The 14028-nt window shown below is 58.5% G+C and carries 15 protein-coding genes; 9 read left to right on the top strand and 6 right to left on the bottom strand.

All coding sequences use genetic code 11. From position 1 onward, the window contains the following. The 3 genes from ACZ5RG_RS04255 to ACZ5RG_RS04245 are packed head-to-tail and all read left to right on the top strand — an operon-like array spanning position 1 to position 2522. Positions 1–1011 carry a branched-chain amino acid ABC transporter permease gene (locus ACZ5RG_RS04255; protein ID WP_298601397.1) on the top strand — a complete coding sequence of 337 codons (1011 nt, stop codon included), beginning with the start codon at positions 1–3 and terminating at the stop codon, positions 1009–1011. Beyond that, positions 1004–1807: an ABC transporter ATP-binding protein gene (locus tag ACZ5RG_RS04250; RefSeq protein ID WP_298601400.1), complete on the top strand. Its 804-nt coding sequence runs from the start codon at positions 1004–1006 to the stop codon at positions 1805–1807. The genes ACZ5RG_RS04255 and ACZ5RG_RS04250 overlap by 8 nt, the downstream gene beginning before the upstream one ends. Position 1808: 1 nt before the next feature. Further along, positions 1809–2522, top strand: a complete 714-nt coding sequence (locus tag ACZ5RG_RS04245; RefSeq protein WP_464447859.1) for an ABC transporter ATP-binding protein — start codon at positions 1809–1811, stop codon at positions 2520–2522. 6 nt (positions 2523–2528) lie between these two features. On the opposite strand, the gene ACZ5RG_RS04240 is transcribed toward ACZ5RG_RS04245, so the two are convergent. Further along, entirely contained in the window at positions 2529–3299 is a 771-nt protein-coding gene (locus tag ACZ5RG_RS04240) for an IclR family transcriptional regulator domain-containing protein (RefSeq protein ID WP_312259975.1), read from the bottom strand. Positions 3300–3496: 197 nt separating this feature from the next. Between ACZ5RG_RS04240 and pobA the strand changes: the two genes are divergently transcribed. Continuing rightward, positions 3497–4690: a 4-hydroxybenzoate 3-monooxygenase gene (gene pobA, locus ACZ5RG_RS04235; protein WP_464447858.1), complete on the top strand. Its 1194-nt coding sequence runs from the start codon at positions 3497–3499 to the stop codon at positions 4688–4690. Between the two features lie 130 nt (positions 4691–4820). Continuing rightward, complete coding sequence (locus ACZ5RG_RS04230; protein ID WP_298601409.1) at positions 4821–5702, top strand: CoA transferase; 882 nt, start codon at positions 4821–4823, stop codon at positions 5700–5702. 74 nt (positions 5703–5776) lie between these two features. Here ACZ5RG_RS04230 and ACZ5RG_RS04225 read toward each other — a convergent pair whose 3' ends face one another. Continuing rightward, positions 5777–6211, bottom strand: coding sequence for an Hsp20/alpha crystallin family protein (locus ACZ5RG_RS04225; RefSeq protein ID WP_298601411.1), 435 nt, complete (start codon positions 6209–6211; stop codon positions 5777–5779). Between the two features lie 293 nt (positions 6212–6504). Here ACZ5RG_RS04225 and ACZ5RG_RS04220 point away from each other — a divergent pair, with 293 nt between their 5' ends. Both ACZ5RG_RS04220 and ACZ5RG_RS04215 read left to right on the top strand, forming a co-directional pair. Next, positions 6505–7146 carry a LemA family protein gene (locus ACZ5RG_RS04220; protein ID WP_464447857.1) on the top strand — a complete coding sequence of 214 codons (642 nt, stop codon included), beginning with the start codon at positions 6505–6507 and terminating at the stop codon, positions 7144–7146. Positions 7147–7163: 17 nt separating this feature from the next. Further along, positions 7164–8015 carry a TPM domain-containing protein gene (locus ACZ5RG_RS04215; RefSeq protein WP_464447856.1) on the top strand — a complete coding sequence of 284 codons (852 nt, stop codon included), beginning with the start codon at positions 7164–7166 and terminating at the stop codon, positions 8013–8015. Here the strand turns inward: ACZ5RG_RS04215 and ACZ5RG_RS04210 are convergent. The 4 genes from ACZ5RG_RS04210 to ACZ5RG_RS04195 all read right to left on the bottom strand — a co-directional run bounded on the left by ACZ5RG_RS04210 (position 8001) and on the right by ACZ5RG_RS04195 (position 11715). Beyond that, positions 8001–8459 (bottom strand): nuclear transport factor 2 family protein, encoded by a 459-nt coding sequence (locus tag ACZ5RG_RS04210; RefSeq protein WP_464447855.1) that lies wholly within the window; start codon positions 8457–8459, stop codon positions 8001–8003. The genes ACZ5RG_RS04215 and ACZ5RG_RS04210 overlap by 15 nt on opposite strands. Before the next feature lies 1 nt (position 8460). Beyond that, positions 8461–9213: an alpha/beta fold hydrolase gene (locus ACZ5RG_RS04205; protein ID WP_464447854.1), complete on the bottom strand. Its 753-nt coding sequence runs from the start codon at positions 9211–9213 to the stop codon at positions 8461–8463. A 10-nt stretch (positions 9214–9223) separates the two neighbouring features. Then, positions 9224–10393, bottom strand: coding sequence for an ABC transporter substrate-binding protein (locus ACZ5RG_RS04200; protein WP_298601425.1), 1170 nt, complete (start codon positions 10391–10393; stop codon positions 9224–9226). 77 nt (positions 10394–10470) lie between these two features. Beyond that, positions 10471–11715 carry a LysR substrate-binding domain-containing protein gene (locus ACZ5RG_RS04195; protein WP_464447853.1) on the bottom strand — a complete coding sequence of 415 codons (1245 nt, stop codon included), beginning with the start codon at positions 11713–11715 and terminating at the stop codon, positions 10471–10473. Here ACZ5RG_RS04195 and ACZ5RG_RS04190 point away from each other — a divergent pair. Then, on the top strand, positions 11714–11941 hold the full coding sequence (locus ACZ5RG_RS04190; protein WP_464447852.1) for a hypothetical protein: 228 nt from the start codon (positions 11714–11716) through the stop codon (positions 11939–11941). The genes ACZ5RG_RS04195 and ACZ5RG_RS04190 overlap by 2 nt on opposite strands. A gap of 29 nt (positions 11942–11970) precedes the next feature. Then, positions 11971–13911, top strand: a complete 1941-nt coding sequence (locus tag ACZ5RG_RS04185; RefSeq protein WP_464447851.1) for a methyl-accepting chemotaxis protein — start codon at positions 11971–11973, stop codon at positions 13909–13911. Positions 13912–14028: the final 117 nt, after the last annotated feature.

Genomic DNA, 14028 nt, shown 5'->3' with positions numbered 1-14028 from the left:
ATGAGCACGCCTCAAATTCACCTCGAAACCCTGCCCCGCAGCATCCAGCTGGTGATGACTTTGGGCTTTTTAGCGCTGGCCGCCTTTCCCTTTGTGGGCTCTGATTTCTACTCGGCGATGGTCGTGCGCATGATGATCTTGGCCATCTTTGCCATGAGCCTGGATTTGCTGCAAGGCGTCACGGGCCTGGTGTCGCTGGGCCACGCGGCCTATTTTGGCTTGGCCGGTTATGTGCTGGCCTTCATCACGCCACAAAACGAAGCCATCAGCCTGTACACCAGCTTGCCGCTGGCGGTGGGCGGGGCCGCGTTGGCCGCCTTGGTCATTGGCTTTTTGGTGGTGCGCACGCACGGCATTTACTTCATCATGGTCACCATGGCCTTTGCCCAGATGGTGTTTTTCATCTTCTTTGACAACAAGGCGCTGGGTGGCTCAGATGGTTTGTTCCTGAATTTCCGGCCCGATGCAGGTGTGATTGACCTGGAAAACAAACAGGTGTTTTATTACTTCACGCTGGGCTGCTTGCTGGCGGTGTATGGGTTTTTGCGCCGCCTGCTCTGGAGCCCCTTTGGCCGTGCGCTGTCGGGCATCCGGGTCAACGAGCACCGCATGCGGGCACTCGGGTTCAACACCTTTAGCCACAAGCTGGCAGCGTTCACGCTGGCTGGCGCACTGGCCGGTCTGGCCGGTTATTTGTGGGCTGCGCAAAGCGGTTTTGTGAACCCGGAGCTGATGGGTTTTCACATGAGTGCACATGCCATCATGATGGTCATTTTGGGGGGCATGGGCAATTTTGCAGGCGCTATCGTGGGCGCTTTGAGCTTCGAATATTTGCTGCACATTTTCAAAGACCTGCCCGATGTGGGCGAGTTCAAGACCGGCAAACATTGGCAAATGTGGATGGGGCTCTTCATTGTGGCGCTGATCATTTTTGCGCCCAAAGGCATTTTGGGCGTCATCTCACGCACCTTCGGTGGCAGTGCAGAACGCAAGGAGTCTGGCCATGAGTGACCATTCAATGCAACGCCAAAGCTTGATGTCCGCACGCGGCCTGACCAAACGATTTGGGGGACTTGCTGCGGTCAACGATGTCTCGCTCGACCTGTGGCTGGGCCACATTCACGCCGTCATCGGCCCCAACGGTGCAGGCAAATCAACACTGACCAACTTGCTCTCTGGTGACTTGCCGCCCACCAGCGGCACCATCACACTGGATGGCCACAACATCACAGGCTGGACACCCGAAAAAATCTCGGGTCACCGCTTGGGCCGCAGCTATCAAAAGACGAACATCTTTACCACCTTCAGTGTGTGGGACAACGTGCGCCTGGCGGCACAGTCGCGGGTTCAACCCTCGCCATTCAACCCCTTGGGCTGGTTTCGCTCTGCGGCCAAGATGACGGCCGTGAACCAGCGCGCCGAACGTGCCATTGAACTGGCCGGTCTGCAAAACCGCCGACATGCCATGGCGGGGGCCACCAGTCACGGCGAGCAACGCCAACTTGAGATCGCCATGACACTGGCCACCGAACCTCTGGTGTTGCTGCTCGACGAACCGCTGGCCGGCATGGGTCAGGCCGAGGCCGAAAGCATGGTTCAACTCCTGCTGCGCCTCAAAAAAGACCACGCCATGATGTTGGTCGAACACGACATTGACGCCATCTTCACACTGGCCGACCACCTCACGGTCATGGTCAACGGCCAAGTGATTGCGAGCGACGTGCCTGCGGTGGTGCGTGCCGATGCCGGTGTGCAAGCTGCGTACCTGGGTGAAGAGACCCATGCAACAGTGGGCGAGGAACATTGAAATGCCGGAAACCCTGATCAACGCCCAAGACCTGAACACCTATTACGGTGCCAGCCACATCCTGCGCGGCGTGAACTTTACGGTCGGCCGCGGTGAGACCATCGGCCTGATGGGCCGCAACGGCATGGGCAAAAGCACCTTGCTCAAATCCATCATGGGCATCGTGCCACCACGCACTGGCACGGTGGACATCAAAAGCCAGCGCATGAACGGCCGCCCCACTTTTGAAGTGGCCCAGATGGGCATCGCTTATGTGCCAGAAGGGCGAGGCATTTTTGGTAACCTGAGCGTGGTCGAGAACCTGCAAATGGCCGCCCGCCCCGGCACCCGTGGCCAGCGCGACTGGACCTATGAACGCGTGCTGGAGACCTTTCCGCGCCTGCAAGAACGCCTGGGCCATGGAGGCCAGCAACTCTCTGGCGGCGAGCAACAAATGCTGACCATCGGTCGGGCGCTGATGACCAATCCCGATGTGCTGATCCTCGACGAAGCCACTGAAGGCCTGGCCCCACTGATCGCTCGCGAAATCTGGCGCATCTGCAGTCTCATCAAAGACAGCGGCATCAGCGCCATCATCGTGGACAAAAACTGGAAACATGTCACCCAGATCACCGACCGCAATGTGATCTTGGTCAAAGGCCAGGTGGTGTTTGAAGGCGCTTCGCAAATATTGCTGAACGACCCCAGTGTGCTCGAGCAACACTTGGGCGTTTGAGTCGCTTCACAACAAAGGCCGCAACTCGCGTGCCGCCTCCAGCAACAAAGGCAGCCACTTGCGCACGACCGCCGTATCGGACAACTGATCGGCGGTGCCCACCACATTCAGGGCGGCCAAGGTTTGGCCTTGCATGTTGCGCAGCGGTACAGCCAGCGCGTGAATGCCCAGCTCATGCGCGTCGCGAGCCAGGCAATGATCATCTCGCCGCACCAGTCCAATCAGCGCTTTGAACTTGACCTTGCCTACTTCGGTCTGTGGTGTGATGCGGGTCAATTCACGGCCCTTGAGCCATGCATTGAAGTCCGCCTGAGGCAAATTGGCCAACAACACCCGCCCCGTGGACGTGGCGTGCGCAGGCAAGCGTGCCCCCAGATGCAAGCCATAAGCCAGATGCCGCACCGGCTCGGCCACACCCGCACTGCGGGCCACGATCACGCCCTCGCCGCCATCCAGCACCACCGCGCTGAAAGCCGCCTGCGTTTGCTGTGCCAGACGGTTGAGCGTGGGCTGTAGCGTGCGCGGCAAACGCGAAGTGGCCATGTAGCTGCCCGCAAATCGCAGCACCCTCGCCGACAGCCAGTAGTGGCTGCCATCGGTTTCCAGATAACCCAGCTCGGTCAGTGTGAGCAAATGCCGCCGAGCGGCCGTCCGCGTGATGCCCGTGCGCTGGGCGGCCAGCGTCGCATTCAGCCGCTGGCGTTCAGTGTCAAAAGCCTCGAGCACAGCCAGCCCTTTGGCAAGGCCTTCGATGTAGTCTGCTTTGGCAATCGGCATGGGGTTTTCCTGTGATCTGCGTCAATGCTGAAGCCACCAACATGGCTTGCTGTGCGCTTCTGTTGATGTGCATCAATTTGCGCGATCATCGCACAAACCATCCACACAGCGTGCAAACTCGAACACTTGCAAGGCGTTAAAACCGACAGGCCGCCTAAGCTTGCGGGCATTGCCTTGACCAACACCAGGAGACCCCCATGAGCACCACCCGCACCCAAGTCGCCATCGTTGGCGCTGGCCCCTCTGGCCTGCTACTGGGCCAATTGCTTCACAAAGCGGGCATCGATGCCGTCATCATTGAGCGCCAAAGTGGCGATTACGTGCTTTCGCGCATTCGTGCAGGCGTGCTGGAGCAGGTCAGCATGGACCTGCTGGATGAAGCCGGTGTCGGCCAACGCATGCATCAAGAAGGCCTGCTCCACGGGGGCTTTGACTTGCTATTCAAGGGTGCACGCCACCGCATCGACATGAACAAGCTCACAGGCGGCAAAAACGTCATGGTCTATGGTCAGACCGAAGTGACCCGTGACTTGATGCACGCTCGCCAAGCGGCAGGTTTGCCCACGGTCTACGAAGCCGAAAACGTCCAGGTGCACGAATTCGACAGCGCAAAACCCCGCGTGACTTACGAAAAAAATGGCCACCTGCACACCATCGAATGCGATTTCATTGCCGGTTGTGACGGTTTCCATGGTGTGTGCCGCGCCAGCGTGCCCAAGGGATCGATCAAGGAATTCGAAAAGGTCTACCCCTTCGGTTGGTTGGGCGTTTTGTCAGACACACCGCCTGTGCACCACGAACTGATTTACGCCAACAGCACCCGAGGCTTTGCCCTGTGCTCGCAGCGCAGCGCCACGCGCAGCCGCTATTACCTGCAAGTGCCACTGACCGACAAGGTCGAGCAATGGTCTGACGACGCTTTCTGGGCCGAATTGCGCAACCGCCTCGACCCCGAAGCCTGCGAGCACTTGGTGACGGGCCCCAGCATCGAGAAAAGCATTGCGCCGCTGCGCAGCTTTGTGACCGAGCCCATGCGTTTTGGCCGCATGTTTTTGGCGGGTGATGCCGCCCACATCGTGCCGCCCACAGGGGCCAAAGGCCTGAACCTGGCGGCTACCGATGTGAAATACCTGTCCAACGCCTTCATCGAGTTTTACCAAGACAAGACCGACGCAGGCATTGACACCTATTCAGAGCGCTGCCTGCGACGCATCTGGCGTGCCGAGCGCTTCAGCTGGTGGTTCACCAGCTTGATGCACCACTTTCCGGAAAACGGCGAGATGGGTCAGAAGTTTCAGGACGCGGAACTCGACTACCTGATCAACAGCGAGGCGGGATCACGCACCATCGCTGAAAACTACGTGGGCTTGCCGTTGAACTTTGGCGCTTAAGCCACCTGAAAGCCCGTCATCCAGGGCCTTCCATTTTTAGCAGCAGGCCGTCACTGCGGCCAAAAGTTGGCGTGTCACTCTGCGTTGCGCTGCCCCGGCAAGCATTCGTGAGCAGGGGCTCGCTCCTACAATGCCCAGCACCATGAGCACAAACAAACCCCTGCGCGGTACGCGCATCCTGAGCCTTGCCCTCAACCTGCCGGGCCCTGCTGCATTGATGCGCCTGGCCCAAATGGGCGCGAGTTGCACCAAGATCAACCCGCCCTCTGGCGACCCGATGCAGCACTACACGGCCAGCGGCTACGAGCTGTTGCACACAGGCGTCAAGCAAAAAACACTCGATCTCAAAACCGCTGCCGGTCAGGCCGCGCTGCACAAACTGCTGCCCCGAACAGATTTGCTGCTGACCTCGTTTCGCCCCTCGGCCCTCACCAAACTGGGCCTGAGTTGGAAGACCTTGCACAGGCAATACCCCACGCTCAGCCTGATTGAAGTGGTCGGCGCCCCCGGCCCGCTGGCCGAGATTCCGGGCCACGATTTGACGTACCAAGCCGAAGTCGGCCTGGTCAATGGCATGGACCTGCCCCCCAGCCTGTTTGCCGACATGGGCGGCGCACTCATGGCCAGCGAGGCGGCACTCAAGGCCCTGATCGGGCTCAAGACTACAGGCAAAGGCTCTCGCCATGAAGTGGCATTGTCTGACGCTGCCGCCTGGCTGGCCCTGCCCCGCCAGCTGCGCATGACCACACCCGAGGGTGCAGTGGGTGGTGCGCACGCGGGCTACCGCATCTACGCCTGCAAAAACGGCCGCGTGGCCTTGGCTGCACTGGAACCGCACTTTGCCGTCAGCCTGTGCGAGGCAGCTGGCATCAAGCTGGCACACCCGGTCAAAGACCTGTTCAAGCCCGCCACGCGCCACGCCCTCGAGGCTTTCCTGGCCAACCAGACTCGCGCGCAGCTCGACAAATTGGCATTGGCCAAAGACATTCCCTTGATGACGCTGCCGCGCTGACACACGTGCGGCATGCGCCATCAAGCGCAGCCCAGCCATCTTGATAACAAACAGCCTGCGCCCGATCGGGAGTGTCAGGCAATTTTGAGCATGCGGCTTTGACCGTTGGGTTTTTTGGGCAAGGTCAATTGCAAAACACCGTCTTCGTATTTGGCAGAAGACGCTGCTTGGTCCACCCCCTCATCCAGCGTGAAGCTGCGCGAGACGCTGCCGTAATAGCGCTCACTGCGGATGAACTTGGCCCCTTCTTTCTCTTCCTTTTCCTTTTTCACTTCGGCACTCACGCACACTTGGTTGCCGTCCACCGACACCTTGATGTCTTCTTTTTTCACACCAGGAATCTCGGCTTTGACGAAAAAATTTTTGTCATCCTCCGACAGGTCCAGACGCATTTGGGGTTCGCCTTCCATCAGGCGGTAAACGGGGCGCAAGGCAAAGCCTTTGAAGAAATCGTCGCTGAAAGGTTCTCGCAGTTCGCTGAAAGGATTGAATCGGGCAAGGTTGCTCATGGTGTGATCTCCAATGAATAAGCAGCAGTAACGCTGCATGACAGGGTGAGTGCGGCGCATGCATGCACCGCCCCCAGAGCGGGTAACCGATACCCACCCCACAGTCACTGTCGTTTTTTCAGGCGCTCACGTCTGTTGAGCAATGCACACACGACGGCAGCACAAGCGAGCGGCCTCGCCCGGTGCGCAAGCAGTTGTGTTGAAGAACGCACGGTGAGCCCAAGTTCAGCCACCTAAGCTGACGAACAAAAACCAAAACCAAAACCCCACCGTCCCACCGTTCGAGGTCCGCCATGACATCTGTATTTCACCGATGGAGCGCTCTGCTCCTGATGGCCGCCACATTGGGCCTGTCAGGCTGCGGCTACAACCAGTTTCAAAGCGGCAACGAGCAGGTCAAAGCCAGCTGGTCTGAGGTGCTCAGCCAATACCAACGGCGGGCTGACCTGATCCCCAATTTGGTCAATGTGGTCAAAGGCCAGGCCAACTTCGAGCAAAGCACTTTACAAGCCGTGGTCGAAGCACGCGCCAAAGCCACATCCATTCAGGCCTCGCCCGAACTGGTCAACGATCCACAGGCATTCCAGAAATTCCAGCAGGCCCAAAAAGAACTGTCTGGCAGCCTGTCGCGCTTGCTGGTGGTGGCCGAAAACTACCCCACGCTGCTTGCAAATCAGGGCTTTATTGAACTGCAAGCCCAACTCGAAGGCACAGAAAACCGCATCGCAGTGGCCCGCAACCGTTACATCAAATCCGTACAGGACTACAACGTGACGGTGCATTCATTCCCCTCCAACCTGACCGCCTGGGCACTCGGCTACAAAGAAAAACCCAACTTCTCGGTAGAGAACGAGCAAGCCATTGCCAAACCACCGAGCGTCCATTTTGGGCCCGCAACCACACCACAGGCACCCAACGCCGGTGATTCAAAGTGAGCTCTTGGCGACGGGCCATGACCGGCTTTTTTTTGCTCAGCGCAGTCGTGGGTGGGCCGCTTTGCAGCGCCCAAGTGGGACAAAAAGTGCACGCTGCCGCACAACAAGTGCCCGTGCCCCCTTTGGCTGGCCATGTCATTGACCAAACCAACACGCTCACATCGGAACAGCAAGACAAAATTGAACAAGCCTTGGCCACATTTGAGGCACGCAAAGGCAGCCAACTGGCCGTTTTGCTGATACCGACCACCCAGCCCGAAACCATCGAGCAATATGCATTGCGCGTGGCAGAGCAATGGCAGCTGGGCCGAAAAAAAATAGACGATGGCGCAATTTTGGTGGTCGCCAAGAACGACCGCACCCTGCGCATCGAAGTGGGTTACGGGCTCGAAGGTGCGCTGAATGATGCCACCAGCAAACGGATCATCGACGAAGTCATCACACCCAAGTTTCGGCAGCAAGACTTCGCAGGCGGCATTTCGGCAGGTGTGCAACGCATGATGGGTGTCATTGATGGCGAACCGCTGCCCGCGCCTGTGGTCGGCCCATCGACAGACCCGCTGAACGACATCACCTGGATCATCGTGGCAGGCGCATTGCTCGGCTTTGTCTTGAGGGCTGTGCTGGGACGATTTGCTGGCTCGGTCATGACCGCCGCCATCGTCGGTGCGGTGACCTGGTTCATGATTGGCCTGCTGTCTTTGGCGCTGATCGCAGGTGGCATCACCTTGTTGACCACCTGGATTGGCATTGCCGCCCTGCTGCGAGCCCGCTTGGGTGGGCGGGGTGGTCCCGGTGGCGGGCCGGGTGGTGGTTTCAAAGGCGGTGGTGGCGGGTTTGGCGGCGGCGGCGCATCAGGCCGCTGGTGACCCAGCTCGCGCGTCCACCTGCAACTCGAACCAGGCTTTGCGATTTTGAATGCGCCAACCATCGGACGTGAGGATCAAGCGGTCCCGGAACTCACCCACATGGTGCTTGACGTCAGCCAATCGGCCCTCAGGCACAGGCTCACGGCGTCTGTCGCTGACGTAAAGCAGCACTTTGCAAGACGACTCGGCCCAGCCAGAAGGGTCCACTACGACGCGGTGGTTGCACAGCAAATGCTGCGTCAGACGGTCCGGACTTTTCAGGGCGTATGAGGCCAAAATGGCGGCGCGTCCGGCCAATCGCGCACCGCCCGGGCGCTGCAACACAGCGTCTTCGGTGAAGCAATCAACAAAGGCTTCATATTGCTGACCGTCTACCGCCTCGGCTGCGGCGATGATGAGGTGGCGGCACTGGCTCTCGGCTTGCAACAACGCCAAGGCATCCACGTCAAGGCTCCCCGGCTTCAGGTGCAAAACGATCGCAGCGCGTCAGCCAGCCCAAAAGCGAAGCGGCCACCTCGGCAGGCCGCTCCATGGGCGCCATGTGTCCGGCGTGCTCGATCAAGTCGAGCTGCACCAACGCGGGAGGCATGATGGCCTGCATGGCTTCGTGCTGGGCGGGCGGCGACCAAGCGTCCTGGGCACCGCACATCAACAGCGTAGGCACCTGCAGGCTGCGCAATACGTCCGAGCCATCGGGCCGCGTCAGCAAAGCGCGAATCTGTCGCTCAAAGGTGTCTGCATTCTTACGCTCAAACATGGCCAGAACGCGCTCGATCAGTTCGGCATCGCCCAAGAAGTCGGGGTGCACCATGCCGCGCACCCATTGCTGCGCCATGGCACGAACACCTTGTGATTGGGCGATCTGCAACAAGGCCATGCGCTTGGCGGCCTCGTCGTCTCCGGCTTGACCTTCAGGTTTGGGCAAAAAGCCCGTGTCCATCAAGGCAAGGCCCCGAATGCGCTCAGGCGCTAACCTGAGCACTTCCAGCGCGACGCGCGCCCCCATGGAATGGCCCGCCAGCAAAAACTGCGCGGGGGCCGAAGCGAGCAACTGGTGGGCCATCTGCGGCAAAGAATCCGCATCGGCATGGTCCACCACGGTGCAAACACGATCGGCACCCAAGCACGGAAACAAGGGCGTCCACACGGCGTGGTCGCACATCAAACCCGGCACCAAGAGCAATGGCAAAGCGTTCATAGGTCGATGGTCAGCGCGTTTTGCCAATGTCTTTCACGTCGGTCACGGTTTCAATTTCCTGATTCCACAACTGACCACCCACACGCTCGACACGGCGCACATACATGTTGTGAACCACGTCACGGGTCTGGTTGTCAATGTAGATCGGGCCGCGTGGGCTCTCGAACGCTTGCCCTTTCATGGCATTGAGCAGCGCTTCACCGCCAGCGCCTTTGGTGGTTTTGGCGGCTTCATAAATCACGCGCATGCCGTCATAAGCGCCGACCGCCATGAAGTTCGGACGCAGACCGTTGTTGGCCTTGCCAAAAGCCTCGACAAACTTCTTGTTCAAAGCCGATTTGTGCGAGGCTGAGTAATGGTGCGCAGTCACCACGCCCACGGCCACATCGCCCATGTTGTTCAAGATGTCGTCATCGGTCACGCTGCCTTCGGCAATCAGGCGAATGCCAGCCTTGTCCAGGCCTCGCTCGGCAAACTGCTTCATCAAAGCCGAACCCACACCCGCGGGCACAAAGGTAAACAAGGCATCGGGCTTGGCATCGCGCACCTTTTGCAAGAACGGCGCGAAATCCGGGCTGCGCAAAGGCACACGCAAGGTTTCAATCACCACACCGCCGTTGTTGATGAAGCGCTGGTTGAAGTACTTTTCAGAGTCAATGCCCGGCGCATAGTCGGTCACCAAACTGACGACTTTCTTGATGTTGTTCTTGGTGGCCCAATCGGCCAGCGTGGTCACCACCTGGGGCACCGTGAAGCTGGTGCGCACAATAAAAGGCGATGCCTCGGTGATGATGGACGTGGCAGCGGCCATGACCACCAGCGGTGTTTTGGACTGCGTGGCCACAGGCGCCGTGGCCATGGCCAAAGGCGTCAAACCAAAACCAGCCAGCACTTGCACCTTGTCGTTGATGACCAGTTCCTGCGCAATGCGCTTGGTCACATCCGGTGCGCCTGTGTCGTCCTTGACGATCAACACCACCTTACGGCCAGCCACCGTGTCGCCGTGCTGCGCCATGTACAAACGCACGGCCAACTCCATTTGCTTGCCCGTAGAGGCAAATGGCCCGGACATGGGCAAGACCAGACCGATCTTGAAAGTGTTGTCCTGCGCCTGCACCAAGCCTGTCACGGCACTCAGCGCCAGACCCGCGATCGAACCCAACATCAAGCGTTTTTTCATGTGTATCTCCTGTGGAATAAGCTATTGCCCATGATTGGGCACGCGCCCACAGGCGTCCAATGCTATTCAGGAAACGGTTATGCGTCTGGCTTATTTAAAGGGTTTTCACCGACCATCTCGTAGGCCACCCGGCGACAGGCCTCCAGCAAAGCCTGCATGCCCGGTGTCAGCAAAATGCCCGAGCGGCGGATGAGGCCGATGGTGCGGACTGCATGGGGCACAGACAAGGGCAAAACCACCAGCAAACCCGCTTGAATTTCGCTTTGAATCTGACGCGGTGACATCATGGCCAGACGGTCACTTTGCATCAACAAAGACTGCATCATCAATGCGCTGTTGACCCTCAACTGGGTTGCAGGTAATGGCAAACCACCCTGCGCCAAAGTGCGCTCAAACACCGTCTGCGCCGGTGTGTTGGGCATGGGCATGATCCATTGCGCCTCGGCCAAGTGTTGCCACGACAACTGCTGACGCAAAGCCAAAGGGTGACCCGCCCGCACGACCACCTCCAGACCATCGACAAACAGGGTTTCCTGCATCAGGCCCTGAACAGCAAACTCTGGTCGCAACGCGCCCACGATCAAATCAATCTCAGCATCGCGCAGTTTGGCAATCAACGCATCGTAGGTGCCATCCACCACCGTGACCTGCAAACCCGGCAAGTCCTGCATGACACGGTTGACCGCCACCGGCAACAAAGGCCCCACAGAAAACGGCAAAGTGCCAATGGCCAGCCGCCCCGCCACTTGGCCAGACAAGGCGGCCAACACCTCGTCAGCTTGCGCCAGTTCAGCGTCAAACAGCTTGCAGCCATGGACCACCTGGGCACCTAACTCCGTCACGCGCAAGCCATGCTGGCGACTGCGGGTGAACAGTTTTTTGCCACTGAAATGCTCCGCCTGCACCAGACTCTGGTGAACCGCCGACTGGCTCACACCCAACTGCCCGGCGGTCACCGTCTCGGAACCCGTGACCGCCAGTGACAAGAGCACCCGCAAATGCCGCAAGCCCACGCCCGAGGCAAACCGACAAGTCATCCAGCCCGGCCCCTCGGCCAAGCCCACTTTTGAGGCCGGTGCAATGGCCAGATATTGAAAAGCGCGAACGCAGCGCTGCAGCAGCTCGGCCCATGGCGGCGTGACCCGCATGCCCTGGGCTGACCGGTCAAACACCGCCTGCTGCAAAACGTCTTCAAGCGACTGAACAGCCCGCGTGACCGACGACTGCGACACATGCAGCGCCCGCGCTGCGCCGATGCTGCTGCCGGTCAAGGACACTGCGCACGCTGCGCGCAGAGACTTCAGATGATCGACCAGGGCCATGGCTTTCCTTGCGCGTGGGCATGACTCTGAAACAGAGTCCATTCACGCGCATTATCCAAAATGCGCCGATTCACATGCACAAGCCAAAAAGCCAAAATCAACAACACAAGCAATCGAACAGTTCAAGCCAAAGACCCTGCTTGTATTGGGTGATATATTCATATTTGAAGAAAATATCACTATAAATATCAAATACCTCAAAAAATCATTTTTATTTGAATTTTAAAATTCAAAAAATTCCCGAAAGACACCGTCATGCTCAGCAAGCTCAAAATTGGTACCCGCCTGACCTTTGGCTTTGGTTTGGTCATCAGCGTCTTTTTGATGGCGTTGAGTGTCATTCTTTCTTACCAAAGCCAGACGCTCGCCAGCGCACGCCAAATCAAAAATGAAAGCCTGCCGTTTGTGCTGATCGCTGAACGCATGATGCTGGACGTCTCCCAGGTAGGGCAGTTCCTCACCGATGTGGCCGTCAGCCACCACACTGAGGGGTTCGATGAAGCGGACAAGAACGCGCAGGACTTCCATGACAACGCAGAGAAGTTCAAAACCATGTTCCGCAACGAGAATGACACCGTTGCCCTGAAAAAGATGGAAGCGCTGCAGAGCCAGTTTTCTGACTTTCATGCACTGGGCAAGAAAATGGCCCGCACCTACATCCGCAAGGGCATGGATGCAGGCAATGAATTGATGGAAGAGTTCGACCAGAAAAGCGCCGAACTGGATGTGCAGCTGAATGAATTCAACAAGGTGCAAGTAGACGAAGCCAACGACATGGCAGAAAAAATCGTCGAGGCCTCCACCAGCTCCTACAACATCGTCATTGTTTCTGCCATTACCGGCTTGATCGCAGGCATCCTGATCAGCTACTTGGTGGCGCGGGCCATTGTGGCCCCTGTGCGGCGAATGCAGGCCACCATGGCCGAGATCCAGGTCACCAGCGATTTCAGCAAGCGTGCGAAGGTCACAAGCCAAGACGAAATCGGGGAGATGGCCAGCGCTTTCAACGGCATGCTGGATGCTCAGCAACAAGCCATGTACCAGGTCAATGCCGTGGTCACCGCCATCGCAGAAGGCGATTTCAGCCAACGCGTAGACGTCCAGCTCCAAGGCGACCTGAAGGCCATGAAGGACGCAGTCAACGCCAGCGTCAACAGCGTCAAAGCCACCATGGACGGACTCAATGCCGTGATGCAAGCGCTCTACAACGGGCAGTTTGACGCCCAAGTGAACGTGCAGGTCAAAGGTGAATTCAAACAGGCCATGGACAACGCGACACAAGCCATGGCGGCCCTGAACACCATGCTCGGGGATGTGGGCCAGGTCATGAACGGCGTGGCGCAAGGCGACCTGACAGGCCGCGTGCATGCGCAAGGCCGAGGCGAACTGGCACAACTCAAGGACAACCTGAACAGCTCACTGCAGGCCCTGAGCAACACCATGGGCGTGATCAATCAAAACACCATGCAAGTGGCCACAGCGGCCAATCAGTTCACCACTGCGATTGGTCAAATCTCGGATGGCGTGCAAAACCAAAAACACGCCATGAGCCAAGTGGCCGCCGCGGTCAACCAAACATCGACATCGGTCATCGATGTCAGTCGGAGCACCGAAAGCGCCAGCCAAAAATCACGCGAAGCTGTGAGCATTGTTCAAAATGGCCGGGGCAAGATGGAGACCATGATCGAAGTCGTCAACAACATCGCAACGAACTCCGAGAAGATCAACAAAATTACCGAAGTCATCGAAGGCATTGCCAACAAAACCAATTTGCTGTCCCTCAATGCGGCCATCGAAGCGGCGCGTGCCGGAGAACACGGCAAAGGGTTTTCTGTGGTGGCCGAAGAGGTCGGAAAACTGGCTGAAAGCAGCGCCCAAAGCACCCAAGAAATCACCTTGCTGGTGCAGCAAGCTGTCACCGAAGCCAAGCGGGCTGTGAGTACCGTGCAAGAAGTCGCCAGAGACATGGGGCAAATCGAAGCCAGCGCGCAGGTCACCGATGGCATGCTGCAGCGCATATCAGTCGCCATGGAACAGCAAAGTGCCGCGGTGGAAGAGATCAACGCCAACATCTCCAACCTCAACCAGATCGCAGCCAACAATGCCGATGCGGCGGAAGAAATCACGGCCACCGTGATCGAGCTCTCGCATGTCGCCGACACCACAAGGCGTGAAGTCGGTAAATTCATCATCTGATTGGGCACGCCAAGCACCCGCACCGCACCCGCACCCTCACCCGTACCTGCATCCGCATCTGCGGCCTGACGGGTGTGACGGCACCTTCGCTACACTGGCCAACTTCCAAAGGAGTTG

It is taken from the genome of Limnohabitans sp. TEGF005, assembly GCF_055394835.1.
The sequence above is the reverse complement of the archived record's forward strand: the minus strand, read 5'-3'. Positions and strand labels throughout refer to the sequence as shown.

What these genes read in the sequence shown, in the direction of transcription:
- ACZ5RG_RS04220 (WP_464447857.1), top strand. Translation starts at nt 6,505, where the DNA reads ATGACATCTGTATTTCACCGATGGAGCGCTCTGCTCCTGATGGCCGCC.
- pobA (WP_464447858.1), top strand. Translation starts at nt 3,497, where the DNA reads ATGAGCACCACCCGCACCCAAGTCGCCATCGTTGGCGCTGGCCCCTCT.
- ACZ5RG_RS04195 (WP_464447853.1), bottom strand. Translation starts at nt 11,715, where the DNA reads ATGGCCCTGGTCGATCATCTGAAGTCTCTGCGCGCAGCGTGCGCAGTG.
- ACZ5RG_RS04230 (WP_298601409.1), top strand. Translation starts at nt 4,821, where the DNA reads ATGCCCAGCACCATGAGCACAAACAAACCCCTGCGCGGTACGCGCATC.
- ACZ5RG_RS04185 (WP_464447851.1), top strand. Translation starts at nt 11,971, where the DNA reads ATGCTCAGCAAGCTCAAAATTGGTACCCGCCTGACCTTTGGCTTTGGT.
- ACZ5RG_RS04215 (WP_464447856.1), top strand. Translation starts at nt 7,164, where the DNA reads ATGACCGGCTTTTTTTTGCTCAGCGCAGTCGTGGGTGGGCCGCTTTGC.
- ACZ5RG_RS04240 (WP_312259975.1), bottom strand. Translation starts at nt 3,299, where the DNA reads ATGCCGATTGCCAAAGCAGACTACATCGAAGGCCTTGCCAAAGGGCTG.
- ACZ5RG_RS04255 (WP_298601397.1), top strand. Translation starts at nt 1, where the DNA reads ATGAGCACGCCTCAAATTCACCTCGAAACCCTGCCCCGCAGCATCCAG.
- ACZ5RG_RS04225 (WP_298601411.1), bottom strand. Translation starts at nt 6,211, where the DNA reads ATGAGCAACCTTGCCCGATTCAATCCTTTCAGCGAACTGCGAGAACCT.
- ACZ5RG_RS04250 (WP_298601400.1), top strand. Translation starts at nt 1,004, where the DNA reads ATGAGTGACCATTCAATGCAACGCCAAAGCTTGATGTCCGCACGCGGC.
- ACZ5RG_RS04200 (WP_298601425.1), bottom strand. Translation starts at nt 10,393, where the DNA reads ATGAAAAAACGCTTGATGTTGGGTTCGATCGCGGGTCTGGCGCTGAGT.
- ACZ5RG_RS04245 (WP_464447859.1), top strand. Translation starts at nt 1,809, where the DNA reads ATGCCGGAAACCCTGATCAACGCCCAAGACCTGAACACCTATTACGGT.
- ACZ5RG_RS04190 (WP_464447852.1), top strand. Translation starts at nt 11,714, where the DNA reads ATGGCTTTCCTTGCGCGTGGGCATGACTCTGAAACAGAGTCCATTCAC.
- ACZ5RG_RS04205 (WP_464447854.1), bottom strand. Translation starts at nt 9,213, where the DNA reads ATGAACGCTTTGCCATTGCTCTTGGTGCCGGGTTTGATGTGCGACCAC.